This window comes from Actinokineospora cianjurensis, assembly GCF_003663795.1.
GTDB lineage: Bacteria > Actinomycetota > Actinomycetes > Mycobacteriales > Pseudonocardiaceae > Actinokineospora > Actinokineospora terrae.
This window is the reverse complement of the sequence record NZ_RCDD01000002.1, coordinates 471,872-496,320: the sequence shown is the minus strand read 5'-3', so window position 1 is coordinate 496,320 and position 24,449 is coordinate 471,872. Positions and strand designations below refer to the sequence as shown.

The 24,449-nt window shown below is 71.3% G+C and carries 20 protein-coding genes; 8 read left to right on the top strand and 12 right to left on the bottom strand.

The genetic code is table 11. From position 1 onward, the window contains the following. Window position 1: 1 nt before the first annotated feature. The 3 genes from CLV68_RS16855 to CLV68_RS16845 all read right to left on the bottom strand — a co-directional run bounded on the left by CLV68_RS16855 (window position 2) and on the right by CLV68_RS16845 (window position 1,974). Complete coding sequence (locus CLV68_RS16855) at window positions 2-580, bottom strand: hypothetical protein (protein ID WP_121391822.1); 579 nt, start codon at window positions 578-580, stop codon at window positions 2-4. 76 nt (window positions 581-656) lie between these two features. Beyond that, window positions 657-1,058 (bottom strand): hypothetical protein, encoded by a 402-nt coding sequence (locus CLV68_RS16850; RefSeq protein WP_147460029.1) that lies wholly within the window; start codon window positions 1,056-1,058, stop codon window positions 657-659. 55 nt (window positions 1,059-1,113) lie between these two features. After that, on the bottom strand, window positions 1,114-1,974 hold the full coding sequence (locus CLV68_RS16845; protein WP_121391820.1) for an NmrA family NAD(P)-binding protein: 861 nt from the start codon (window positions 1,972-1,974) through the stop codon (window positions 1,114-1,116). A gap of 72 nt (window positions 1,975-2,046) precedes the next feature. Here CLV68_RS16845 and CLV68_RS16840 point away from each other — a divergent pair, with 72 nt between their 5' ends. After that, on the top strand, window positions 2,047-2,613 hold the full coding sequence (locus tag CLV68_RS16840; protein WP_121391819.1) for a TetR/AcrR family transcriptional regulator: 567 nt from the start codon (window positions 2,047-2,049) through the stop codon (window positions 2,611-2,613). 98 nt (window positions 2,614-2,711) lie between these two features. Beyond that, the gene (locus CLV68_RS16835; RefSeq protein ID WP_121391818.1) at window positions 2,712-3,635 is read left to right on the top strand and encodes an NADP-dependent oxidoreductase; all 924 of its coding nucleotides are present in this window, start codon (window positions 2,712-2,714) and stop codon (window positions 3,633-3,635) included. A gap of 68 nt (window positions 3,636-3,703) precedes the next feature. Here CLV68_RS16835 and CLV68_RS16830 read toward each other — a convergent pair whose 3' ends face one another. Further along, complete coding sequence (locus tag CLV68_RS16830; protein WP_246009921.1) at window positions 3,704-4,345, bottom strand: LLM class flavin-dependent oxidoreductase; 642 nt, start codon at window positions 4,343-4,345, stop codon at window positions 3,704-3,706. Window positions 4,346-4,654: 309 nt separating this feature from the next. Between CLV68_RS16830 and CLV68_RS16825 the strand changes: the two genes are divergently transcribed. Continuing rightward, window positions 4,655-5,962 (top strand): MFS transporter, encoded by a 1,308-nt coding sequence (locus CLV68_RS16825; protein ID WP_281274671.1) that lies wholly within the window; start codon window positions 4,655-4,657, stop codon window positions 5,960-5,962. Here the strand turns inward: CLV68_RS16825 and CLV68_RS16820 are convergent. Next, a complete protein-coding gene (locus tag CLV68_RS16820) occupies window positions 5,947-7,113 on the bottom strand; it encodes a S8 family peptidase (RefSeq protein ID WP_121391816.1) in 1,167 nt (388 codons plus the stop codon). The two genes, CLV68_RS16825 and CLV68_RS16820, sit on opposite strands and share 16 nt — an antisense overlap. Window positions 7,114-7,504: 391 nt before the next feature. Between CLV68_RS16820 and CLV68_RS16815 the strand changes: the two genes are divergently transcribed. Next, window positions 7,505-7,729, top strand: coding sequence for a hypothetical protein (locus CLV68_RS16815; protein WP_121391815.1), 225 nt, complete (start codon window positions 7,505-7,507; stop codon window positions 7,727-7,729). Window positions 7,730-8,352: 623 nt separating this feature from the next. Here the strand turns inward: CLV68_RS16815 and CLV68_RS16810 are convergent. From CLV68_RS16810 to CLV68_RS16795, 4 genes are read right to left on the bottom strand one after another with little or no spacing between them, the layout of a single operon-like run. Continuing rightward, a complete protein-coding gene (locus CLV68_RS16810) occupies window positions 8,353-8,736 on the bottom strand; it encodes a DUF7674 family protein (RefSeq protein ID WP_121391814.1) in 384 nt (127 codons plus the stop codon). After that, the gene (locus CLV68_RS33390) at window positions 8,736-9,401 is read right to left on the bottom strand and encodes a hypothetical protein (protein WP_147460028.1); all 666 of its coding nucleotides are present in this window, start codon (window positions 9,399-9,401) and stop codon (window positions 8,736-8,738) included. The genes CLV68_RS16810 and CLV68_RS33390 overlap by 1 nt, the downstream gene beginning before the upstream one ends. Next, window positions 9,398-12,202, bottom strand: coding sequence for an ATP-binding protein (locus CLV68_RS16800; protein ID WP_121391812.1), 2,805 nt, complete (start codon window positions 12,200-12,202; stop codon window positions 9,398-9,400). The genes CLV68_RS33390 and CLV68_RS16800 overlap by 4 nt, the downstream gene beginning before the upstream one ends. Further along, entirely contained in the window at window positions 12,199-14,208 is a 2,010-nt protein-coding gene (locus CLV68_RS16795; protein ID WP_121391811.1) for a hypothetical protein, read from the bottom strand. The genes CLV68_RS16800 and CLV68_RS16795 overlap by 4 nt, the downstream gene beginning before the upstream one ends. 503 nt (window positions 14,209-14,711) lie before the next feature. On the opposite strand from CLV68_RS16795, the gene CLV68_RS16790 reads away from it, so the two are divergent. Then, complete coding sequence (locus CLV68_RS16790) at window positions 14,712-15,233, top strand: ATP-binding protein (protein WP_121391810.1); 522 nt, start codon at window positions 14,712-14,714, stop codon at window positions 15,231-15,233. Window positions 15,234-15,244: 11 nt separating this feature from the next. Here CLV68_RS16790 and CLV68_RS16785 read toward each other — a convergent pair whose 3' ends face one another. Then, the gene (locus tag CLV68_RS16785; RefSeq protein WP_121391809.1) at window positions 15,245-15,757 is read right to left on the bottom strand and encodes a hypothetical protein; all 513 of its coding nucleotides are present in this window, start codon (window positions 15,755-15,757) and stop codon (window positions 15,245-15,247) included. Window positions 15,758-15,912: 155 nt separating this feature from the next. Between CLV68_RS16785 and CLV68_RS16780 the strand changes: the two genes are divergently transcribed. From CLV68_RS16780 to CLV68_RS16770, 3 genes are all read left to right on the top strand, one after another. Beyond that, entirely contained in the window at window positions 15,913-17,439 is a 1,527-nt protein-coding gene (locus CLV68_RS16780) for a cation:proton antiporter (protein ID WP_121391808.1), read from the top strand. A gap of 172 nt (window positions 17,440-17,611) precedes the next feature. Further along, window positions 17,612-20,488 carry a trypsin-like serine protease gene (locus tag CLV68_RS16775; RefSeq protein WP_121391807.1) on the top strand — a complete coding sequence of 959 codons (2,877 nt, stop codon included), beginning with the start codon at window positions 17,612-17,614 and terminating at the stop codon, window positions 20,486-20,488. 269 nt (window positions 20,489-20,757) lie between these two features. Further along, on the top strand, window positions 20,758-21,660 hold the full coding sequence (locus CLV68_RS16770) for an XRE family transcriptional regulator (protein ID WP_121391806.1): 903 nt from the start codon (window positions 20,758-20,760) through the stop codon (window positions 21,658-21,660). Window positions 21,661-22,080: 420 nt separating this feature from the next. Here the strand turns inward: CLV68_RS16770 and CLV68_RS16765 are convergent, their stop codons facing one another. Continuing rightward, a complete protein-coding gene (locus CLV68_RS16765; RefSeq protein ID WP_121392337.1) occupies window positions 22,081-22,515 on the bottom strand; it encodes a response regulator in 435 nt (144 codons plus the stop codon). Next, on the bottom strand, window positions 22,494-24,338 hold the full coding sequence (locus CLV68_RS16760; protein WP_246009918.1) for a PP2C family protein-serine/threonine phosphatase: 1,845 nt from the start codon (window positions 24,336-24,338) through the stop codon (window positions 22,494-22,496). The genes CLV68_RS16765 and CLV68_RS16760 overlap by 22 nt, the downstream gene beginning before the upstream one ends. Window positions 24,339-24,449: the final 111 nt, after the last annotated feature.

The following is a 24,449-nucleotide window of genomic DNA, read 5'->3' as shown; positions in this document are numbered from 1 at the left end:
GTCAGCAGCCCAGGGTGAGCGGGGTGGTGGGGCGGGCGGTCGTGGGGTCGAGGGTGATGTCGATGTCGTCCGGGCGGGAGATGAGGACGCGGACGGTGTCGGCGCCGGTCCAGCGGACGCCGTTGAGGGTGGCGGTGTCGGAGTTGACGCAGCCGAGGTCCCACGAGCGGGCGGTGGGCCAGGCTCCGGTGGTCACGCGGAGTTGCCACGACGGGGTCATCCCGGTGTAGCCCCGCGAGATGATGACCTCCCGTTCACCGTTGGGTGACGCGTGCCGGGACTGCTCCACGGGGGCGACGGTCATCGACCCGACCAGCGCCCCGAAGGCCGCCCAGCACAGCGCGAGCGCCGAGAACGCCCCGATCAGGAACGGCCGCCAAGCGTTGTGGTCGACCACCAACCAGCACACGAACGCCACCATCGCGATCGCGATAGTCCCGAACAGCACCGGCTGGTCCAACCACCCCAGCACCACATACCCACCCGGCCGCCGCCGCCCGACCACCACGGCCGCGACCAGCACCACCGCCACCGCGGCAGGCAAGATCCACTGCCGGTTCCGCACCGAGGTCTCACTCATGGTGACCGGATGCTACGGCAGCCCCGGCCGCACACCCCGCACCGCGGAAGGCGTGTCCCGCCCTCCGGCGGGGACGTTATCGCCACCCCTCGATTGTGGCCCGCAGCCGCCGAACCCGTCGAGGCGTGCCGAAGTAGTACGCCAACGACGTCAAGGCGACCTCCTCCCCGGAGCACCGCACGATCACCACCACCTTCGATGGCAACACGCTGCCCACGTTCGCCCTCTCCTCCACCCCCGCGACGTCCTCCCGCGCCACGAACTCCCCGCCCCCGAAGAACGGTCGCTCCCGCACCCCGCTCTCGTCGACCCGCACGCCAGACCGCATCGCTGCCACCACGCCCGCGATCCCCAGCCCCACCGCGACAACCCCCAGCACGATCTCATCGCCGTAGGTCACCATCACCACCCCGAGCAGTCCGAATGCCGCCGCGCACGCCACCGCTGCCCATATCCACACCGACCGAACTGCACGCATGGCCCGCATTCTCCGAGTTGGGCTACACGGCAGTCAGATCAGCCCCAGGTTCACCTCACCAGGCAGCGCGGATCTGGGTGGCGTTCTCGCGGAGGAAGGTGTCGAAGGTGTTGGGGGTGCGGGAGGTCAGGGTGGTCACGTCGGTGGTGACGGGGGACAGGCGGCCGGATGCCACCTCGGCGAAGAGGGTGGCCACGTCGGTGGCGAAGGTGTCGGGGAGGCCGAGGGTGGTGAGGTGGGCGGCGAAGTCGGGGGCGGGGAGGTCGAGGTAGCGGATTCCCCGGCCGACGAAGGCGGACAGCTTCTCGGCGATCTCGGTGTGGGTCAGGGGTTCCGGGCCGGTGAGGACGAAGGTCTCGCCGGGGCGCGGGTCGGTCAGGGTGGCGGCCGCGGCGGCGGCGATGTCCTCGCAGTCGACATAGGACACCGCGGCGTCGCCGTAGGCGCCGAGCAGGTGGCCGTCGTGGGTGGTGACCGCTGTGCCGGTGCTGAAGTTCTGCATGAAACCGTTGGGCTGCAGGATGGTCCACGCGAGACCCGACGCCTTCAGGTACTCCTCGATCACCCCGTGCGCGCCCTCGGCCAGCTTGCCGCCCACCCGCGCGTGCCACACCGACAGCTTCACCACGTGCGACACGCCCGCCTCGACCGCCGCGTCGATCACGGCCAGTTGTTGGCGGACCATCGGCTGCTCGCCGACCGCGGGCACCGCCCCGCCCGCGTTGAGGAACACCCGGTCAACCCTCGCCAGGGCGGCGGCCAGGGTCGCCGGGTCGTCGAAGTCGCCGACCGCGTACCGGCCGCCCAGGGCCCCGCCCTTCGCCGGGTCGCGCACGAACGCCGTGGTCGGGGTGCCCGCCAGGCGCCGCACCAGGCGGCGGCCGACCGAACCCGACGCGCCGGTTACCAGGATCATCGTTCCTCCACTAACCTGAGGGTGCCTCGAACTATTAAGTCGAGGCTACCTCGAATTAGCTCGGAGCCGACAGTGCCCCCTCCCGGACGCCCACGCGCCGACGCCCGCGCCAACCGTCAGCGCCTCCTGGCCGAGGCCGACGCCGTGTTCCGCGAACAGGGCACCGGCGCGTCCCTGGAGGCCATCGCCAAGCGGGCTGGCCTCGCCATCGGGACCCTCTACGGCCACTTCCCGACCCGCAGGGCCCTGCTCGGCGCGCTGATGGCCGAACGCAACGAGGCCGTCTTCGACGCCGGGGACGCCCTGTCCGCCGAACCCCCCGACCGCGCCCTCCGCACCTGGATCCAGCTCACCGTCACCCACGCCGCCACCTACAGCGGCCTGGCCTCACTGCTGGCCGACGGCACCGACGACGCCTCCTCCGAACTGCACGCCTCCTGCGTCCGCATGGCCGGGATCGGCGACACGCTCCTGCGCCGCGCCATCGACGCGGGCACGATCCACCCCGCCACCACCAGCGCCGACCTGCACACCCTCACCACCGCCTGCGCGCTGGCCCGCGAGCACACCACCGCGGAACAGGCGGACCGCTTGGTGGCCATCACCTTCACCGGCTTGCTCGTGCGGCCGTCGCCGTAGTGGTTGTGCGCCAACGGTTGTTTATTCCCCTTGCCCGGTTGGTGAGACGGCTGGTCGGGCCTGCCTAGTCTCGGGGGCGGACAGGGAAGGGGAGTGCCATGGGGACATACCGCGTGGTGGAGTTCGACGAGTTCGGAGCTCCGGAGGTGCTGCACGTCGTCGAGCGCGACGTTGTCGAGCCCGGTCCGGGGCAGGTGCGGATCAGGGTCCGGGCCGCCGGGGTCAACCCGGTCGACTGGAAGATCCGCTCGGGTTTGCTGGCCGGGGCCAGGGAGACCCCGTTCCCGTACGTCGTCGGTGGTGACGTCGCGGGCGTGGTCGACGCGGTCGGGTCGGGCGTGACCGGGTACGCGGTGGGCGACGAGGTGCTCGCCGCGACCGGCCAGGGCGGCTACGCCGAGGTCGTGATCACCGATGTCGCGGCGGTGGCGGCGAAGCCCGCCGAGATCGGGTGGGAACTGGCGGCGACGCTGCCGGTGGCGGCCAACACGACGTACGCCGTGTTCGACGAGATCCGGCCGGTGGCGGGGGAGACGATCGTCATCCACGGTGCCGCGGGCGGGGTCGGTACGGTGGCCGTGCAGATCGCGGTCGACCTGGGCCTGCGGGTGATCGCGACGGCCAGCGAGGCCAACCACGACTACCTGCGCGGCCTCGGCGCCGAGCCCACCACCTACGGAGACGGTGTCGTGGACCGCGTCCGCGCACTGGCCCCGGATGGCGTGGACCTGGCCTACGACGTCTCCGGCCACGGCAGCGCTCGGGCGTTGGTGGAACTGGTCGGCGGCACCGAGCGCGTCGTGACCATCGCCGACTTCGAGGCCACCGAGTACGGGGTCCGCTTCATCCGCGGCGTCGAGCAGGAGAAGGTCAGCGACCGCCTCACCGCGGCCGCCGCCCTCGCCGCCAGGGACAAGCTGTCGGTTCCGATCGCCGCGACCTACGGCCTTGCCGACGCGGCCGAGGCCCACCGGGTCAGCGCGGAGGGGCACGTGCGGGGCAAGCTGATCCTGCTGCCCTGACCGAACGCCTTGTCTCCGCTGGGAAGTAGCTTCCCAGCGGAGACCGACCACGTCCGGCGACTCTCTCACTACTGCGCCGGTTGCCAGCCGAGGGCCGGGCCGAGATGGGCGGCGATGTCGGTGAGGATCTGGGTGTAGTCGGCGGGTTCGAAAGCGAAGGGGAGGGCGACGTGACCCTGGGAGACGCGGGCTTTGTCGCCGTCCGGGTGGTGGGCGCGGAACTCGCGGATGTGGGACAGCTGGATCTCGGCGAAGTCCTCGGACTGCTCGGCCTTGACGACGCTGCTGGTCAGGAAGTTCATCCCGTTCTCACCCGCCCACCGCGCCGAGCTCAGGCTGCCGCCGCCGTACCAGAGCCTGCTGCCGAGCCCGGGGGAGTGCGGTTGCACGCGGTCGGAGAACACCTCGAAGCCTTCGGACAGAACGTCCACAGTGGCCAGGTCCTCCGCCAGCCGCAGCGGGTTCTCCCAGCCGAGCGGGATGACGGCCGTGCCGAGGTGGATGCGGCTGGTGCGCTGGGACGCCGCCGCCAGCACCGCGACCGGCGAGGAGATGCCGAACTGCAGGTGCCGGTGCCGCACCCACGCGCTGTCGAACCCGAGCCGCTCACCGAGCTCGATGACCTCCAGCGTCGTCTCGTGCCCCGCCCCCGGGTCGGCGCCGTCGAACAACCCGATGGTCAGGAATCCCAGATTCCGCAACGAACCCACGCGCTTCCTCCCACTTTCCCGGTACCGCCGAGTCTGCCCCGTTCCACCACCCGGGCGCGCCGGTTCCACCATCCGGACACCGGATCGGTGGGCCTGGGCAGCGTTGCCACGGGGCGTCCAGCATGCGAACTCGCGGCCGGACTGGGGCGGGCGCTGTGAGCATGGGGGACGTGCGCACAGCGGATGACCGGGCGTCCTGGCGGGTGTTGGTGGTGTGCCTGGCGGCGGGGGTGACCACGTTGCTGGACCAGTCGGTGTTGACCATTGCGGTGCCGTCGCTGCGGGAGTCGTTGCAGGCAGGGGCGACCGATGTGCAGTGGATCGTGTCCGGGTACTCGCTGGCGTTCGGGTTGGCGCTGGTGCCGGGGGCAGTCTGGGGGACGCGCGCGGGCGCAAGACGCTGTTCCTGGTCGGGTTGGCGACGTTCGTGGTGTTCGCGGTTGTGGCTGCGGCCGGGCGAACGCGACGACTGTGATTGTGGCGCGGCTGGTTCAGGGTGCGGGGGCCGGGCTGGTGAACTCGCAGCTCATCGGGACCATCCAGGACGTCTTCCACGGGGTTGGCCGTACCCGCGCGCTCGGGATGTACGCGGTCGTCGCAGGGGTGTCGAGTGCTCTGGGGCCCGCGTTGGGCGGGGTGCTGGTGTCGGTGGCCGGGCCGGGCGCCGGGTGGAGGTGGTGTCTGCTGCTGAGCGTGCCGTGCGGGGTGGTGACGCTGGCGTTGGCGGCGCGGCAGCTGCCCCAACCGCAGCGGGTCAGTGAGGGGCGGCTCGACGGGTGGGGGTTGCTGTGCGTGGCCGTGTTGACCGTGTCGTCGATGATGCCGTTCATCACCGGGACGCACGTCGGCTGGTGGGTGGCCGCGGTGATCGGGTCGGTGGTGGCGCTGGTGGTCGGGCACCGCAGGCGGGTGCGGGTCGGGAAGGTGCCGCTGGTGCACCCGGCGTTGACCCGCTCCGCGCCGTTCGTGCTGGGCACCGTGGTCGCGATGGCCCAGTTCGGGTCCGCGATGGCGGCGAGCCTGGTGCTGGTGCTGTTCCTCCAGAGTGGACTGGGGATGTCCGCGCTGACCGCGGCGGCGGTGACGCTGCCGTCGGCCGTGGCCATGGTGGCGACCTCCGCGATCGCGTGGCGGGTGGTGCGGCGGATCGGCTCGCACGCGGTCACCCTGGGGACGGGGCTGGGGATCGTGATGCTGCTGGTCGGTGCCTTGGTGGTGGTCGTGGTGCCCGCGCTGGTGCTGCCGGTCGCGCTGGCGGTCGTGCAGCTGGCCTGGGGTGCTGCCAACGGGCTTTCGTTGTCGCCCAACCAAGCCCGGGTGTTGCGGCACGCGCCCGCTGAGGCCGCCGGTGTCGCGGGCGCGATCCTCCAGATGTCCCAACGTGTCGCGGCAGCGGTCTGCCTCAGCGCCATCTCCGGGGTGTACCTGCGGGCCGGGACGCCCGAGGCGGCGTTCGTCCACGCGTCGTTGGTGTGCGCGGGACTCCTGGTCGCCGCCCTGGTCGCGTGCGTGGTGCTGACCAGGGTCGACGCCGGGTCCACATCGGACGGAGCGCCGCGCCCGCCCCGGCTCGTGGTCGGGACGGGCGCGACCGGGGGAGGTCAGGCTCCGACGTAGACGAGGTTGTTGGGGCTCTTCGGGTCGGTGATCTTGTTCTTGGTGGCGGCCGCGACCAGGGCGTCGCGGACCTGGGCCGGGGTGGCGGTGCGGGTGGTCAGGTACAGCGCCGCCGCGCCCGCGACGTGGGGGGTGGCCTGCGAGGTGCCGCTCACGGTGTTGGTCGCGCTGTCCGAGGTGCGCCACGCCGACGGGATGTCGACACCCGGGCCGAAGATGTCGACACCGTTGCCGTGGTTGGAGAACGACGCACGGCGGTCGGCGTTGTCGGACGCGGCCACCGTGATGGCCTCCGGGACGCGAGCGGGGGAGGCGGTGGAGGCGTCCGCGTTGGAGTTGCCCGCCGCGACGACGAAGGTGACGCCCGCGCGGATCGCCTTCTGCACCGCGGTGTCCACAGTGGTGTTGGTGCCGCCACCGAGGCTCAGGTTCGCGACGGCCTTCTTGCCCGCCGCGTCCTTGGCGACCCAGTCGATGCCCGCGACGACACCGGCGATGCTGCCGCTGCCGTTGTCGCCGAGCACCCGGACCGCGACGATGCCGACCTGCTTGGCGACACCGTAGGTGCGGCCGCCGACGATGCCTGCGACGTGCGTGCCGTGGCCGTGGCCGTCCTGCGCGACGGTGTCGTTGTCCACCGCGTCGAAGCCGTTGCGCGCGCGGCCGCCGAACTCGGAGTGGCTGATCCGCACACCGGTGTCCACCACGTACGCGGTGACGCCGCTGCCGCCGTTGTCCGGGTAGGCGTAGGACTTGCTCAGCGGCAGGTTCCGCTGGTCGACCCGGTCGAGCCCCCACGGCGGGGTGGACTGGATGCCCTGGATGGACACGACCTCGTCCTGCGCCACGTAGGCCACCGCGGGGTCGGCCGCGATCCGCCGCGCCGCCCGGTCGGACAACTGCGCGGAATAGCCGGACAGCACCGTGGAATAGGTGTGGCTGACCGTCCCGCCGTAGCGCTTGGCGTGGTCCGCCGCCGCCGCGTGCACGGTCCCGTCCTTGAACACCACCACGTACGACCCGCTCACAGCGGTCCCCGACGCGGCCCTGACCTGGCCCTCAGCAGCCGCGGCAGGCGAGGCGAGCGCACCGGCGGTGGCCGCGGCGGCCACCGCGGCAATGGCGAGTTTCACGCGGAAATGAGCAGACATTGAGGTGCCTTCCCGGTCCCGGCCCCCCGAGTGGGGCCACGAGGAAAAGCCTGACAGGACTGTCCCCGCGGGTTTCCGGGCGGCTTTCCCATTTCCCACTGTGTAACAGTTTCCGGGGTGCGTGGGCTGCGCCTATGACGTGACCGTTGCCGGAAAATCACCACCACGGCCGCCCCGCGCCGTTTCATGGCATGAGATCACCCGTTCGGGGTCTCCACAAGCGACCGGCCACCCTGGGCGGTCCGCTCGCCGTTCGGGTCGTGTTCGCCCAGTGGGACAGTGCTGTTCGGGTGCTGGTGGGGACACGGAACGTGGCGGGCAGTGCGCCCGCCTTACCGCCCGATAGGGTGACGGGGTCATGTTCGACTCTCGGTGTGGAGGGGTATTCGCGATGGCAGTCTCCGTGGATCTGGACAAGCAGCTGGACAAGGCGTACGAGGGCCTGGGCGTGTCCGAGGTGCTCGACGCGCCGGTGGCCGCGCTGGCGGGCGTGAGCGAGGGCGACGCGGAGAAGTTGGCGGCGGCCTTCGGCGTCAAGACGGTCCGCGACCTCGGGACCAACAAGTTCTTCGCGCTCGCCGCGGCGCTGGTGGCGCTGGAGCAGGCCGCGAAGTAGGTCCGCCCGGTGATGACGGGGGTGCGGTTCGCGCGCCCCCGTTCTCGCTGTTCTCGCCCCGGGTGCCGCGGCTGCCGCGCGCTCCGTTCCGGCACGAGCAGTCGATGACGTGGTCACGCCGTCGTCGAGTGCCGTGTTCGTCGAGTAATTGCCTTGCACCGGCCCGTCATGCCCTGGCACGCTATCGGCATGTCAACGCGTAAAGGCTGTGCGGCTCTCGCTAGCTGAGCCTCCCCGGCGCGGGATCGCCCGCGTGAGGCTTCCCCCGCTCTCCACTGCCCGGACGGCATCCGTCGGGAGTGGACACCGCGCCCCAGCCCCCGGCGCCGCCGTGCGTTCACCCTTGCCTGGCATCCACATCGGATCCCGCTCGGCTCCTGTCGCACACCACCGAGACCCGAGCCCCCATCGGCGATAGCGCACGCCTGAACCCATCTCGGCCACACCCGCCGAGTACTCCACCGCGCCGACCGACCAGTGGTCGATGCGTGGCTGCCCCACGCCCTGCCACACCACTACAACACACAGAAAAGGTGAATCCGTTGAACTACAAGCCCTTGCCCGTCATCGTGCGCGCTGTCAACCAGGACCGCGAGTGGTGAGCCCCTGCGCGACCGACCCGATCACCCGGACCCCACGTCGATGGACCGCATCCACTCCGGCGTGGGGACCCCGGTGAACTCGTTCCACGCTATGCAGTACTCACGCGACTCCGGCCCCACGTGCTGCCAGATCGACTCCAGGTCGAACCCCCGGTCCCAGGCGGACAACACCGATTCGAGGAACCCGGTGGCCGCGGCGTCCTTCTCCTGCTCGGTCCCGTCGCGCAGCGCGTCCTCCAACACGCGGAAGGTCTTCTGCACCACCGAGGTGTCGAGTGTGTCGAAGACCTCGACGAACTGCTGTGCCGCCTCGATCGCCTGTGATATCGGCAGCTCCTCGGCCATGTAGCTGGGCGTGTACGCGATGTCCGCGGCTATCTCTCGCAACCATGCGTGCTCGATCATCACACGTCCTTCAGTGAGTTCTTCATGTCCAGGATGACGTTCTCGGCCGTGGCTCGGTCATTGCGCGAGGCATCGGGGTTGTTGAACAACCATTTCTCAAGGCTTCGAATGGAAGTTTGTGCTTTTCCTGAGTGAAACCTTCCCTTTACTCGTTCTCCCGTCTCCCGCTCATATCGGACGGCCGCCGCCGTGCTCCCACTGCCAATCTCGGCATCGTCACGGTACAGCTCTTCCATCCACTTTGCCAGATTTGGATTGCTTACCTCGGGGCGCGCCATCTCCTTGCGCAAGTCTGCTTTGAGGACCTCGCCACGTGCGCTGCTCTGCGGATATCCCCGGGATCCCGGTGGCGCTTCCGACCGGGCATCACTCGATAGACGGACATCCACATCGGGGACAACATGCCTGGTGTTGCCCTCCTTGCTACTGGGCTTGGTAGGGGTCAGCGCGGCGCGCAGCGGGTGCGCCGCCGCCTTCTCCGGCTTCGCGTGGTTGCCCGGGGAATCCGTTGGGGTGAGCGCCGCCTTCAACGCGGCCTCGGGTGGCTTCGGTGTCTTCCCGTTCTTCGAATCGCCGTTGCTCGCCGCTGTCCGTGCCGCGGAATCGGCGGGTCGGGCCGATTCTCCCGAGGGTGGGGTTGGCTGACCGGACGTGAGTTCGCTCATGGGTTCTCACCTCGGGCATACAGCAGGTCCGCGAAGTTCCAGTCCAGGTTCAGGAAGTCGGCGGCCCTGGCCAACCGGTCGGCTGGTTCGCCGCCCGGGCTGATCGCGGTCGCCGCTCGTTCGAAGTACGTGGGGTTGACCCGTCCACGGTGGACGATCGGCGTGGCCAGGAGCAGTTCCGGCAACCCCAGCAGCGCGTCCAACTGCTCCCGGCACGGCGCGTCCGGCAGGCGGAGGCCCCGGGTGCGCCACCGCTGGGTGTCCGGGTGCGGATCGGGGGAGTCCTCGGACTCGGCCAGGGCGACGAACACGTCCGACCACCGGTACTGCCCGGCCTGCCACCGCACATCCGGTCCACTGTCGACAGTCCGGCCCGCGAGCACCGAGTCGCACAGTGAACGGAGGTGCCGGGCGAGGTCCTCGGGTTGGTAGTGCGCCACCAGCGCCGGGTATCGCGTGTGGACACTGTCCTGGATGACCCCCGCGATCGCGCAGTCGAGGACGTGCCGGTCAGCGCCCGCTGTCAACCGGGAGAGCCACGCGCGATCCGGCCGGGGGCAGGTCACCCCGGTCACCAGGGCGATGGTCGTCAGCTCGATCCACAGCACCAGTCGGGGAGTGGTCTCGGCGAACCGCTCGGCCTCGCGGATCCGCCTGCGGGCGCAGGGCTCGGCGGCGCACCGGGTGGGGCAGGCCGGGCTGCGGGGAGCGCTGATGGCGGGGGTGCGGTCGACCCCGTCGGCGGACTCGCGGGCGTTGCCGAGCGGGATCCGGGTGAGGATCGGGTGGTCCATACCGCCCGCGAAGAGGGCCGCCTGGCCGGGTGGCAGCGCCACCACGTAGCGGGACTGCTCGTCGGTGAGGTTCATGGTGGCGCCGACCAGGGCGCGGTCGTCGGCGGCAGGCAGCCGGTGCACGATCTTGAGCGCCGAGTTCTTGACCACGTCCGGGGTGACCTTGCTCGGGATCTGCTCGGCGACGACGATCCCCTCGCCGTAGGCGCGGACCTCGGCCAGCAGCGTGGCGAACAACTCGACCGCGTGCGCGGCGGGACTGCCCGGCTCGACCTTCTTGAGCAGCCGGTGCGCCTCCTCGATCACGGTGACGTGCCGCAGGTGCTCGCCGGACGGGGATGCGGTGTGCCGCTGCCGCAGGTGTTCGTTGATCCGGATCAGCACCGCGCCGATGAGGAACGCCTGGTCCTGGTCGCTGCCGACGTCCTCCAGCTCCAGCACGGTGTTGCGGCTGAGCAGCCCGCCGACGTCGAGGGCGTGCCCGCCGTGGAAGAACCGGCCTGGCGTGCCGAGGGTGAGGCTGCCCAGGCGCACGTCGATGAACCCGCGCACGTTGTCGGTGATCTCCCGGCCGTACCCGATGTTCTCCACCACGTCCAACGCGATGTCCCGCAGCTCACTGAGCGTCGGGTAGCGCGGTGTGACACCCGCGGTGCCCGGCTCGCCGAGCGCGAGGTCCCAGCCCAGCTCGCGGTAGGCGCGGTCGAGCGCGTGGCTGAGTACCTGGGGGAACGGCTCGAACGCGTCGAACGCGGCGAGGAACAGCGCGCGGACGAGGTCGATGTGGGTCTGCAGCGGGAAACCGGGCTCGGGTTCGAGCGGGTTGAGGCACCCCGGCACGGCCGACGGGTCGCCGGGGCGGATCGCGAGCACCGGCCGGTCGAGGTCGCGCAGCCGCCCGGCCATGCCCGCGTACTCGGCCTTCGCCGGTTCGATCACCAGCCAGGGGACCGGCCGCGGCGCCCGGGCCAGCTGTTCCAGGATCGCCCGCACCGTCTGGGACTTGCCGGACCCGGTGGCGCCGCTGACGAAGGTGTGCCGGTTGAGGGTGTCGAACCCCACGTGCACCGGCCCGGCAGGCAGGCCGTCGTGGTCGATGACCTGTCCGATGAGGACGGTCTCGGCGTCGGCGACGTGTTCGGGGGTGACGTCGAAAGTGGACCGTTCGACGAGCCGGACGCCCGGGATCTCCGCGGCGGGGACCTGCGCCAGGCTGGTCACCAGGCGCGGGTCGGCCAGGAACGGCTCGTGCTGGGTGGCGGCGTCGAGCCCGTGCACCGGTTTGGTGGGGATGAGCGCGTACGGGGTGCCCCGGAAGTCCTGACCCGCCACGAGCAACCCGGCCACAGCGGTCGCGGACGACTCGTCGACACCCCCGGCGAGCAGCCGCACCCGCCACAGCCCGGTGGAGTTGCCCGCGCTGACCTCCCGGTAGCGGCGCGCGAGCCGCTCGGCGCTGACCAGGTCCTCGGGGTTGGAGGCGTAGTCGCGGGCGGTGCTCTCCTGGTCGGCCAACCACGCCGCCTCGCGGTCCATGTCCTCTCGGGACACCGCCTCGGCGAGCAGCAACCACGCGAACGGCCCGTGCCACGCGGCCAACAAGCTCTGCTCCAGCCCGGGCAGCGGGTGCGCGCTGTGGTCCGGGTGCAGCGCTGGCACGAGCGCGTCCACGACACCGGCGACCGGAACCCACCAGGGCATCGACTCCAGGTCGTCGCGCAGGCTGTCCGCGCCGATCGGGCTGCCCCGGGTGCCGGGCGGGAACACGAGCGCCGACGGATGATCGTCTCCGGCGGTAGTCGTCGACACGGCGACGGTCACCCGCGCGCCCGCCCGTTGTCGGTACCAGCCGACCAGCAGGGGCTCCCCGCTGACCAACCGCTGGTGGTACGCCGCCACGACCGCCGGGTACCGCGGATGCGCCCGCCCTCCGGCCGCCTTGTCCGGTACCCGGTACACCTCCTCGACCCGGCACAGCGCCCCCACCGCGCCCAACCACCCCGTCATGGGCGTTGCCAGGGGGATCCGCCGGTGGCCAGAAGGGCGATCTCCGGGTTCAGCTCGACCGGGCGCACCTGGCGCGGGGTGCCGTCGGTGGGGGGTTCGACGACGAGCATGGCGTAGTCCGGGAGGTTCTTGATGACCTCGGGGTCGACCCGGTGTTCGTGCACCCGCTGCCGGGTCTCGCCGTCCGACCAGCTCTCGGTCGTGGCGTCGGAGACGGTGGTGCCCCAGGTCCTGGTGCGGCTCCAGGACTGGGTGTCGGCCTCGCTCCAGCCCTTGGAGCGGGACAGGTTCGTGGTCTTGGGCACCCGGGACTTCGCGGAGTCGCCGCGGTTGGCGCTCCTGGTCTTGGAGCGGTTGGTGCTCTCGTTGTGCGACTCGCCGTAGTTGTTGGCGTTGCTGACGCTGTTGGCGACCGAGTGGGTCTCCTGCCCGCCGAGGGTGGTGCTCAGCTGGGAGACGGTGAACGTGTACTCGCGGCCGATGAAGTCCGCCGCCCTGGCGGCCTGCCGCGGGTCGTCGAGCCGCAGGAACGCGACCACGCCCCGGCCGATCACCCTGGCCGTCACGTCCTCGAACCGGCGGAACAGCGCGACCAGCCGCACCCCGCGCCGCTCGCACAGCTCCGTCAGCCGGTCCAGGTGCCGCACGGCCAGCCGGTCGGCCGCGGTGAGCACCAGCGTCGGCACCGCGCCGGGGTCGTCGATCACCTGGCGGGCGGCCCAGCCGACCAGCAGGTCGGCCAGGACGTCGGCCTGCGCGCTGGTCCACTCGCTCGACATCGACAGCACCCGCAACCGGCCGACCAGCGCGGACACCTCACCGGTGCCCATCGCGGCTAGCGGACCGGTCATCGCCTCCAGGTCGCGCAGGTTGGGCAGGACCTGGCGGCGGTACTCGTCGGAGAACGACCGGCGCAGCGCCGAGCGCTCGTCGAGGGACAGCAGCGCCTCGTCGGTGTCGCGGACCCGCGCCCGCATCGCCACCCGCAGCGCCGCCGCGATCCGGCCCATGGACAGCCCGTCCGCCGCGAGCACGTCGAGGACCTGGGCCAGGATCCGCTCGTCCACGCCGCGCACGCCCTGGTCCTGCCGCGCCTGGCCGCCGTGCCTGGCCTCGACCAGCAGCCTGGCCACCTGCTCGCCGCCCAGCCCGGCCAGCAGGTCCACCTCCGGCAGCTCGGTCGGCAGCAGCCGGAACGCCACCGGGTAGCCGGTCTGCCGCGCCCCGCGCACCAACTCGCCCGCCACGATGTCGCCGGTGAGGTCCAGCACGGTCACCGAGCCGCCGTCGGCGAGGATCGACGAGCCCAGCACCGTCAGCAGCGCCTCGGTCCCGTAGGCGTTGTCCCCGATGACGCTCACCCGGGTCACCGCGGGGGACAGCGGGGCGGCGGTCCAGTCGGAGATGGTCGCCAGGCGCTCGCGCTCACCGTCGTCGAACCGGTCGCGCCGCGCCGCCCACTCGACCAGCCGCTGCTCGTGCCGCCGGTAGGACAGCGACCACGAGTCGCACACCACGTTCTTCAGGCCGCGCACCAGGCGCGACCACGTCCACCAGGCGACCCCCGCGGCGGGGACGGCCATGGCCGCCGCCCACAGCATCGTGGTATCGAGGGACAACGCCGTCGCCTCGTGGAACCAGGAGTACACACCGGACACCAGCCACGTCAGGAATCCGCCTGCCAGAACGAGAACCAGCACGCCGACCGCCACCGGCCTGGCTTCCCCGCCGCGCCTGTCGGCGTCCACCTCGACCCGCCACAGGTGGTGGTCCAGCGCGTCCTCGCGCACCTGGGCCCGTGCCCCGCCGAGGAAACCGCAGGCGACCGGCAACAGCACGGACGGCACCAGGCTCCCCGGCGCGCGCACCGCCTCGCCGCGCCAGACCGGCTCGGGCTCGGCGAACACCTGCCGGTGCGCGGCGCGGTCGCTGAACCGCCACCCCAGCCGCTCCGGCCCGCGGAACAACACCGGCCACGCGCCCGCCCCCGCGTCGTCGGACGACACCCGTCCCCCACCCCGCTCCCGATTCCACGACCCGCATCCCCGCTACCGCGGTCGCGCCCTCCCCGAAGGCGGCTGTCCTGCTCATGACCCGTTCCTGCTTCTGACCCGTTCCGCGCCAACGCTTCCGCGTGACGGACCGAACCGAGATTAACGCTGACCGGGCGGGGTTCGCGGGGGATGACCTCATCGGTGATCATGTACCGCGCGAACTTCACTCGATCGGCGGGCGCTCATCGACTGTTGGTGACCGCCGAGGCGATCTCGCGGCGGTGTCGTCCACTGATGCGAGGAGAAAACGCGAGTTTCGGACAAAGGCGTTGCGGTCTCACGACTATCGTGCGTTGTCGCTCGCTGCTTCGGAATGAACATTGCTCGCGCTATGCAGAAGATTCCGCATGGCGCGGTAAATCAGCTGGCTTCGGTGTGGTGACAGCAGGCTTGTGGTTCCAGGGGCGTGGTCTTCGCCGGTGTTCAGCGGGTGTCGGCGTCTCGTGGGTGCCGGGATGGCGGTCGTCATGCCCGGGGCCGCCGGGGGCGCTAGGGTGGCCAACGGGGAGGACGACGTGCTCGACGACTCGACCGCACAGGACCGCGTGGCGACGGCCGACGTGGCGGTGCCCGATTCGTCCACCTTGCGGGTCGAGATCACCGCGGTGATCGCGGACGTCCCGGTGTTCCGCGCCGCGCTGCGCGCCTGGCTCACCGCCCGCCGCCTGCTCGACCGCCGCGGCGAGGACATCCTGCTCGCCGTCGACGAGGCCGTGGCCAACAGCGTCGAGCACGCCTACCGCGGCACCGCCCCCGGACCCGTGGTGCTGACCGCCCTGACGGTCGGCGCCGCCACCGTGCGGATCTCCGTGGCCGACCGCGGCCAGTGGCTCACCCCGACCCCGGACGACAACGCCGTGCCGCTGCGGGGCCGGGGACTGTCCATCATCCGCGCGGTGGCCGACGTCGTCAGCATCGACCGCGGCACCCCCACCGCGCCGGGCACCACGACCACCGCCGAGTTCACCGGGCCGTGACCCGCGCTTCCTCAGAGGAACGTCGTTTGTCCAATCGGGACGGTGATGCTGGACAGACCGCCCAGCGCGCAACCCAGGTTCGGGTTCGCCGCGGCCACGGTCAACGACGTCGTGCCCGCCAGCGGTCCGCTGGTCTGCCAGGTCTGCAGCGTGACGAGCCCGTTGAGCGGGTTCGTGTTGACGGTGAAGTCGAACGTGGTGTGACCGCCGGTGGGTGCCCAGTCGATGGTGGCGCGGCCGGTGATGGTCGCCAAGAGGTTGCACGGGATCCCACCGAGACTGGTGACGGTCCCGGTGGCGTCGCTGACCGTCCCGGCCTGCAGGTGGCCGAAGTTCCCGCTGGGGGACAGGCAGTTGACGACGTTCGCGACCCCGGTGACCGCCGCCGTGGTCCGCGTCGCGGTGAGTGCGGGGCTGAAGCTCAAGTGGACGTTCACGTTGCACGTGAGCTCGACGAGGGCGGCCTGGGCGGGCGCCGCGGGTACCAGGAACCCGATGACGAGCGCGACAACCCCCGCGTACACCGTTCTCCGTGCCGAGCGCGCCATGGCCGTCCTCTCCGTCAGGGGCAGTCCGGACAATGCTGGGATCCGCCGCCGACCACGGGCAATCCCCATGACACGGTCGCCCGGCAACGTCACCCGCTCGTCCGGCAGGCCCGTCACCTAGAGTCGTGCGCATGAACGGCGTTCAGCTCTTGCTCATCGTCGGCCTCGGCATCGCGGTGACCTCGGTGGCCCGCAGGCACCGGGTCGAACCCGGGTGGTTGATCGTGGTGTTGGCCGCCGGGGCGTCGTTCATCCCCGGGGTACCCCGGTTGGAGCTCGACAGCGAGCTGATCCTCGCCCTCGTCATCCCGCCGCTGCTGTACTCGGCGACCCGCGGCGCCTCGTTCGCGGGCTTCGGCGCGAACCTGCGGGCGATCACCTATCTGGGTGTCGTCACAGTGGTCCTCACCGCTGGGGTCCTCGGCTGGCTGTCGTCGCTCCTGCTGCCCTCGATCGGGCTGGCGGCGGCGTTCGTCCTGGGGTCGGTGCTGGCCCCGCCGGACACCATCACCACGGTGTCGCACGGCGCCGAGATCGGCATGCCGCGGCGGGTCACCTCGATCCTCACCGGGGAGAGCCTGGTCAACGACGCGACCGCGCTGACCCTGTTCACCATCGCGGTCGCCGCGGTCAACGGCCAGCACGCCACCTGGTACGGCGGCATCGGCGAGTTCTTCCGCAACGCCCTGGTCGGGCTGGCCATCGGGCTGGTGTTCACCCTGGTCGCGCTGGTGATCCGCAAGAAGCTGGGCAACCCGACGCTGGAGACCGCGCTGGTCCTGCTGCTGCCGTTCACCGCGTTCCTCACCGCCGAGGCCGCGCACGCCTCGGGGATCCTCGCCGTGGTCGCCGCCGCGTTCTCGCTCAGCATCAACCTCGCGCTCGACCCCAAGCACCAGTACCCGGGCGGGCACCTGACCCGGTTGCAGGAGGAGGGCGTCTGGCGGGTGGTGGACTTCCTGCTGGAGACCTTCGTCTTCGCCTACATCGGCCTGCAGCTGCGGTTCGTCCTGGAGGACCTCGCCGACTCGCCGGACACCGGCGTGGTCAAGACCCTGGTCGCGGCCGGGGTGCTGCTGGTGGCGGCGATCGTGTTCCGGATCGCGGCGGTGTTCGGCCTGTTCGGCCGCTGGACCCTGCGCCACCGCGGCGTGCAGCGCCGGATCGACCGGGACCCCCGGTTCCGCGCGTCCCTGGCCAGGCGCCGCCGGGGCGGCGAGCCGCTGCCACCGCCGACCACCAAGGAGACCGCCCTGGTCGGCTGGACCGGCATGCGCGGCATCCTCACCCTCGCCGCCGCCGCGGGCATCCCCGAGACCACCACCGCGGGCGCCCCCTTCCCCGGCCGCTCCGAGATCCAGGCCATCGCCCTGATCGTCACCCTCGGCACCCTGCTCATCCAGGGCACCACGATCGGGTGGCTCGCCCGCAGGCTCCGCTTCGACCTGACCACCGAACGCGCCGAGAACCACCGCCTGCTGACCGAGGGCCGCCGCCTCATCACCGAAGCCGCCACCGGCGACGACGACGCCTCCTACGACGCCCAACGCCTGGCGCTCGGCGTAGCGGTACACGACCGGCGGCTGCCCGAGCACGTGGCCCGCGAGTTGGTCGAGGAAGTAGACCTGCGCCAGGCCGCCCGCCCTTCCGCGCAGTGATCGGGAAATGGTGTTCGGGGCAGTGGACAACTGTTTCGGCAACTAGGTCCTGAGCTGCGGTTCCCCGACGGGAAAACGCCGGGGTAGTGATGGGGAACAGAACTCTTCAACCGCGTGGAGAAAGCGGGTTGACTTCCGCCGTCCAAGCTCCACGCGGATGAGGAGTACAGCAATGCCCTGCAAATCACGAACGTTACTGGCGTCCGCCGCCGCCCTGGTGGCGGTGGTCGGTGCGGTGGTGGTCACCCCGGTGGCCTTCGCCGGTCAGGCGGAGGGGCCGGTGCGGGTGGCGGCCAAGAACCCCGTCCCGGGGGTGTACCTGGTCAAGCTGAAGGACTACGCGGGCGCGGCGTCGTCGTCGAGTCGGGCGCAGGCGTTGACCGAGCAGTACGGCGGGACCGCGGCGCACGTCCTCGACCGGGTCATGCGCGGGTACGTCGCCGAGAACCTCGACGACCAGGGGGCCCGGCGCCTCGCGGCCAACCCGGAGGTCGAGTCGGTCACGCAGTCCGGCACCTCGCACGCGGCCGACGTCCAGGACAACCCCGCGAACTGGGGTCTGGACCGGGTCGACCAGCGGGACCTGCCGCTGGACAAGAAGTACACCTACCCGGCAGGCGGCGGCGCGGGCGTCAACGCCTACATCGTCGACACCGGGATCCGGTTCACCCACCAGGAGTTCGAGGGCCGCGCGAAGGTCGCCGCGGACTTCGTCGTGCCCTCCACCAACGGCAACGACTGCGACTCGGCGAAGGCCGGTCACGGCACGCACGTGGCGGGCATCGTCGGCGGCAAGACCCGCGGCGTGGCGAAGAAGGTGAACCTCTGGGCGGTGCGCATCCTCAACTGCCAGTCCTCCGGGAAGGACACCGACATCGTGGTGGCCGCCGAGTGGCTGGCCAAGAACGCGGTGAAACCCGCCGTGGCCAACATGAGCGTCTACGCCGACGACCCCACCATCGGCGTCGACGCGATCAAGGGCTCGATCGCCAACGGTGTCCAATGGGGACTGATCACCGGCAACAACGGTGGCAACTCCTGCGACTACGGCCCCGGCAGCCGGGTCGACACCGGTGTGCGCACCGGCAACTCGACCTCGTCGGACCAGCGCGCCGGTGACTCCAACGACGGCCCGTGCATGGACGTGTTCGCGCCGGGCAGCAACATCGACTCGTCGATCAACTCCTCGGACACCGCCTACGGGCAGAAGTCCGGCACCTCGATGGCCGCCCCGCACGTGACCGGCGCGCTGGCGCTGCGGTTGGCCGAGGCGCCGTCCTCGACCCCGGCGGACCTCAAGAAGTGGATCGTCGACAACGCCACCACCGGCAAGATGACCAACATCCGCACCGGGACTCCGAACAAGCTGCTCTACCTCCCGAGCGCGCCGCCGTCGACCAACGACTTCGCCATCGCGGCGAGCCCGGCGTCGGTCAGCGCCGATCCTGGCGCCAGCGCCACCAGCACGATCTCCACCTCGGTCGTGCGCGGCTCGGCGCAGAGCGTCGCGCTGTCGGCGAGCGGCCTGCCCTCGGGCGTGACCGCCGCGTTCGACCCGACCTCGGTGACGGCGGGCAACTCGTCGAAGCTGACGCTGTCGGTCTCCTCCAGCGCGTCCCCGGGCTCCTACCGCGTCACCGTGACCGGTAAGAGCGCCGACGCCACGCACACCGCGGACGTGAACCTGACGGTCAACGGGACTGTTCCCAACGACTTCAGCCTCAGCGCCTCCCCGAGCAGCGGCTCGGTGGCGGCGGGTTCCTCGGCGTCGACGACCATCAGCGCGAGCGCTGTCCGCAACGCCCGCAACGACGGTCTCACCGACGGCACGTCCGGCACCGCGTCCGGGCCGGGTGTGATCAACGGGTCGCCGACCACGGTCGCGAAGTACCCGTTCATCATCTCCCAGCACCGCACCGGTGGCGTCCGCCCGCAGGAGCAGTCCTGCACCGGGTCGGTCGTGGCCAAGCGGGCCGTGCTGATCGCCGCGCACTGCAAGTTCTCCCAGGGCGACCCGAAGTACCTGGTGTACGGCCGCGACGACCTCAACGCCACCACCACCGGTACCCGCGTCGAGATCGAGGAGTACCGCACCCACCCCAACTACGACGCCAACGACGGCTGGCGCACCGGGTTCGACGTCGCGGTGATCTTCACCAAGACCGACATCCCGGTCCCGGCAGGCTTCCAGTTCCCGAAGATCGCCAAGTCGGGTGACAGCCTCCCGTTGGGCACCAGGGGAACCGCGATCGGCTACGGCAAGACCGACGCCAACGACGCCAACAAGAACGCCCTGCTGCGCGAGACCACGCTGCCCACCGTGGCGGACCAGAACTGCGCGAACATCAACTCGCAGTTCGACGCCCGCTACATGTTCTGCGACGGTTTCGGCAACGGCAGCACCGGTCTGTGCCAGGGCGACTCGGGTGGTCCGTACTACCACGACGGCACCATCTGGGGCGTGTTCTCCTGGCTGCGCACCGACTGCGCGTCCTACAACGCCCACGGCAAGCTGTGGGGCGTCATGGGCGACTGGGCCAACCAGCAGGTCGGCACCGGCCCGCAGCCGCCGACCGGTGACATCACCCTCTCGGCCAGTGGTCTGCCTTCTGGCGCCACGGCCGCGTTCAGCCCCACCGCGATCGGCGCGGGTGGCAACTCCACCTTCACGGTCAGCACGTCCGCGTCCACGGCCGCCGGTGAGTACCGGATCACGGTCAGCGGCACGCGGTCCGGTGTCACCCGCACCACGGTGTACACCCTGACCGTCACCGGCGGCGGCAACACCCCGCTCACGGTGGCCAACCCCAACACGCAGACCAACGTCAAGGGGAAGCCGGTCAGCCTGCAGATCAACGCCGGCGGTGGCAAGGGCGGCAACCGCTTCACCGCCACCGGGCTGCCCGCTGGGTTGAGCATCAACGCCACCACCGGGCTGATCTCCGGATCGCCGACCACGTGGGCGAACTACCACCCCACGGTGACGGTGACCGACAGCTCCGGCGCCAAGGCGAGCGCCACATTCTACTGGTTCATCTTCCCGAACTGATGATCCGGCCGGGCTGGGACCCGGTCTCCGATCGGACCGGCCTGCCGCGCCCTGGCTCCTGAGGGCGTAGACAGGGCCGCCCTGCCGGTGCAGGGACCTCGCGGGCGGCCACACCGGTCCGGGGAATGGCGGGCGGGCACCACACGGTGCCCGCCCGCTCTCGCGTGGTTGCGCCGTTGCGTGGCTACATCTGGCCGTTGGCCGGCCGTGCCCTTCTCGGCGCGGCCGCAACCGTCTACCTTCCCCGGAGCACCTTCGGGAGGTGGGCGATGAACACGCAGACGCGTCGGCTGCTGCGCACCGGGCCGTTCGAGGTCGCGCTCGACACGGCAATCGAGGCGTCCGGCCTGACCCTGGACCGGTTGTGCCGCAGGCTGTCCGACCGCGGGATCACGGTGAGCCGCACCGCGATCTCGTACTGGCGCAGCGGCCGCAGCCGACCGGAACGGGCCGAGTCGCTGGTGGCGCTCGGCGTGCTGGAGGAGGTCCTGGGGCTGCCGTCGTCGTCGTTGGTGGCCCTGCTTGGCGGGCGCCGACCGCGCGGCGGGGCGACGAGCCGACCACCGGGAACGCTGTCGCGGCGCGAGCTGTGGCCCTCGTGCGGGCGGCTGCTGACCGGCCTGGACGCCGCGCCGGACGGGCAACTGGACTACCTGGGCGTCAACGACGTGCTGGTGGTCGACGACCGGACCGGCGAACGCAGGCAGCGCATCCGGCTCGTCGTCCGCGCCACCGCCGACCGCGTCGACCGCTGCGTCGTCTGCCACGAGACCGACGACCCCGACTTCACCGCCCCCACCCTCCTCGGCGCCACCTTCGCCCGCCTCGGCCGCGCCCGCCACGACCCCACCACCCGCTCCCTGGTCGCCGAGTTCCTCTTCGACCGCCCCCTCAACCGCGGCGAGGACGCGGTGGTGGAATACGACTTGCGCCTGCCGCAGGGCCAGCCGATCGACCACATCTACCGCCGCTTCCCGCGCCCGGTGGGCCTCTACACGATGCAACTCCGCTTCCTGGGCGTACCGCCTGCCCGAGTGCGCCGCTACGACCGGGTGGGCTTACGCGGCCCGGAACAGCACGTCGAGGACCTGTGGATAGGCGCCGCGGGCACCACCGCCCTGGTCATCCCCGCGGTCCGCCCCGGCACCGTGGGCGTCCGCTGGGAGCGGTAGGTCGCCGCACCGACCCTGCTGCATACCGGACCCGCTATACGCCCTGGCCACCGGATGTTGACGCCGCTGCACGCCGACGCCACTGCCCAACTGATGCTGCTGGACACCGGGGCCGCTGGAAGTCGAGACCGGCCCTGCCGGTGGGAGTGTCGCCTGTGGATATCGCTGACGACGGTCTCTGGGAGATCCGTTCGCTGAGGAAGCGAGGCAGGCGGACTTGGCAAGTGGTGTCGTCACCCGGTCGGAGTGGGCAAGCTGTCCGCGCGAAGTGGCACCCGTGGATGAGTGAGCGCTGATCGACGGTGGTGAAGTCGCACGGCCTCAACGCGCCGGACCGGTGACCAGAGAGCGCCGAGCATCCACCCGGGTAGATGCCGTTATGGATGATTTGTGTCGATTATGGACAGTTGCTGCGGAGGGTCACGGGGTGCTGGGCGGTAGGGAGTGCCAGTAGTCGACGGCGCCCTGGAGGACTGTGCGGAAGAGGGCGAAGTTGACCGGCTTGTAGATGTAGCTGTCCGCGCCCGCCGCGTAGCAGCGGTCGATGTCGGCTGAGGTGGTGGAGGAGGTGAGCACGATGATGGTCAGGTCGGCGAAGGTGGTGTCGGCGCGGACGGAGGACAGGACTCCGTAGCCGTCTACGCCGGGCATGGACAGGTCGAGGAACATCAGCGACGGGCGGGGGCGGGACTGGTCGCGGAGGCGGTCGAGGACGGTGTTGCCGTCGGGGAGGAACTCGAGGACCAACTCGGGGTGGGAGCGGGACAGGGCGCGGTCGATGGCCTCGCGGTCGACCTCGCTGTCCTCGACGACCAGGACCAGGTTGTCGTCGATCACGCTGTCAGCTCGGTCCACGCGGTTCCTCCGTTGGGGTTCGTGAGCTCGATCCGCGCCCACGTCGCGTCGCCCGAGACCTTCGCGGTGATCGCGCAGGGGGCGGTGAACTGGAGCAGGTGGTCGGGGAGTGCCGCCGGGTGGCCGAGTTGCCGCAGCGCGTCGGTGACAGCACCCGGCACCTCGTCCGACGGCAGCTCGCGGTCAAGAGTGGTGACGCCGAGGTTGCGGACCACGAGCACCGCGACGTCGTCGTTGACGTGGTACCGGTCAGAACCGGCCAAGAGAGCGTCAACCATCGCGGGCAGCGGTAGGTCACGCGACCGGGTCAGGGTCAGGTTCAGCTCGGTGTCGCCATAGAAGCCCCCATCGGCGTCGCGCGCCTCGATCAGCCCGTCGGAGAACAGCACCAACAGCTCCCCGGGCAGCAGCGTGCCCACCCCGGGGCGCAGGTCCAACCGCGGTAGCACCCCCACGAGCCGACCGCGACACCCCGACTCCTCCACGGACCCGTCCCGGCGCACGACCAGCGGTGGCGGGTGCCCGGCCGACTGGGTCTCGACCAGCAGCTCACCCCGCTCGCCCTGCGTCAGCGTCGCCGTGGCGATCGTCAGGAACCGCGAGATCCGCTCGCGCAGCATCTTGCGGTTCAGGATGTCGAGCGCGTGCGGCGCCGGTCCGCCCTCGGCGAGCACCGTCTCCAGGGTGTGCCGGGCCAAGCCGGTGACCGCCGTCGCCGCCGCGCCGCGGCCGCAGACGTCACCGACCAGCGCCACCACCGTCCCGTCCGGCTGGTCGACGACGCCGTAGAAGTCGCCGCCCACCTCCAGCGTGTGGTCGGCCGCGTTGTACCCGGCCGCGAACTCCAGCCCCGGCACCGTCGGCAGGACCGCGGGCAGCAGGTGCTGCTGCAGCGAGGTGACGTCGTGGCGGCGCTGCTCGTAGAGGGTCGCGTTGTCGATCGCCAGCGCCGCGCGCCCGGCCAGGTCGTGCAGGAACCGGGTCGACACCCGCCGGTCGGACCGGCCGCGGTGGAAGAAGGTAAGCAGCCCGACATCGCGCCCCCGCGCGCGCAGGACCCCCATGGTCATCGTGTCCAGGCCCACCTCGACCGGCAGCCCCGCCGGGCACGGCCCGTCGCCCGCCCTGGCCGTGCCCGTGACGACCGGCTCGCCCGCCCAGCGCCCGCCGCGCAGGTGCTCGGCCAGCAGCCGCTCCCGCCGGGCGTCGACGTGGGCGGCGGCGATCTGCACCATCTGCTCGTCGCGCCGGATGTGGATGGCCGCGCCGTCGGCCAGCGCCGGGACGACCATCCGCAGCACCGCGCGCAGCGTGTCGGCGATGTCGAGCGAGGCGTCCATCCGCAGCGACGCCTCCGCCAGCAGCGCGTCGAGCGCCTGGTGGTCCTCCAGGGCGCGCTGCTCGCTGATCCGGTGGTCCGCGGCCACCACCAGCTCGACGACCTGCGTCAACGCCGTGCCGAGCTCGGCGGCGTCGCTCTCGTCGGCCGCGGTGGCCAGCCCGATCAGCCCCCGCCCGCCCTCGGCGACGCCGAAGACCGTCACCAGCAGCCCGTCGCCCCCCACCGCGGCGACCCTGGCGGCCATACCGGGGGAGCGCCGGGTCAGCTCGGCCAGCGGCAGCGGGTACTCGCCGGGGTCGGAGGGGAGTTCGGTGGCGTCGGCGGCGAGCCCCCTCGGCCCGCTGGACAGCCCCGACCCGTCCGCCCAGCGGGTGACCAGGACCTCGTCGGCGGGGGACAGGCGGGCACCGAGGACGGCGCGGACACCGGGGAGCACGAGCAGGCCGGTGTAGAGCTCGTGCGCGAACTGCCGGGTGCTCACGGCCGCGAACGCGGACCGCCACAGCCTGTGCAGTCGGTCCGGCCAGTGGCCCTGTCGGTTCGGGTGCAAGCTTCCACTTCGCTCGTTCGGGGACGCCGGTCCAACTGTAGG

What these genes read in the sequence shown, in the direction of transcription:
- CLV68_RS16775 (WP_121391807.1), top strand. Translation starts at nt 17,612, where the DNA reads ATGCCCTGCAAATCACGAACGTTACTGGCGTCCGCCGCCGCCCTGGTG.
- CLV68_RS16790 (WP_121391810.1), top strand. Translation starts at nt 14,712, where the DNA reads ATGGCGGTCGTCATGCCCGGGGCCGCCGGGGGCGCTAGGGTGGCCAAC.
- CLV68_RS16845 (WP_121391820.1), bottom strand. Translation starts at nt 1,974, where the DNA reads ATGATCCTGGTAACCGGCGCGTCGGGTTCGGTCGGCCGCCGCCTGGTG.
- CLV68_RS33390 (WP_147460028.1), bottom strand. Translation starts at nt 9,401, where the DNA reads ATGAGCGAACTCACGTCCGGTCAGCCAACCCCACCCTCGGGAGAATCG.
- CLV68_RS16835 (WP_121391818.1), top strand. Translation starts at nt 2,712, where the DNA reads ATGGGGACATACCGCGTGGTGGAGTTCGACGAGTTCGGAGCTCCGGAG.
- CLV68_RS16855 (WP_121391822.1), bottom strand. Translation starts at nt 580, where the DNA reads ATGAGTGAGACCTCGGTGCGGAACCGGCAGTGGATCTTGCCTGCCGCG.
- CLV68_RS16820 (WP_121391816.1), bottom strand. Translation starts at nt 7,113, where the DNA reads ATGTCTGCTCATTTCCGCGTGAAACTCGCCATTGCCGCGGTGGCCGCC.
- CLV68_RS16800 (WP_121391812.1), bottom strand. Translation starts at nt 12,202, where the DNA reads ATGACGGGGTGGTTGGGCGCGGTGGGGGCGCTGTGCCGGGTCGAGGAG.
- CLV68_RS16780 (WP_121391808.1), top strand. Translation starts at nt 15,913, where the DNA reads ATGAACGGCGTTCAGCTCTTGCTCATCGTCGGCCTCGGCATCGCGGTG.
- CLV68_RS16815 (WP_121391815.1), top strand. Translation starts at nt 7,505, where the DNA reads ATGGCAGTCTCCGTGGATCTGGACAAGCAGCTGGACAAGGCGTACGAG.
- CLV68_RS16850 (WP_147460029.1), bottom strand. Translation starts at nt 1,058, where the DNA reads ATGCGTGCAGTTCGGTCGGTGTGGATATGGGCAGCGGTGGCGTGCGCG.
- CLV68_RS16810 (WP_121391814.1), bottom strand. Translation starts at nt 8,736, where the DNA reads ATGATCGAGCACGCATGGTTGCGAGAGATAGCCGCGGACATCGCGTAC.
- CLV68_RS16770 (WP_121391806.1), top strand. Translation starts at nt 20,758, where the DNA reads ATGAACACGCAGACGCGTCGGCTGCTGCGCACCGGGCCGTTCGAGGTC.
- CLV68_RS16825 (WP_281274671.1), top strand. Translation starts at nt 4,655, where the DNA reads ATGTGCAGTGGATCGTGTCCGGGTACTCGCTGGCGTTCGGGTTGGCGC.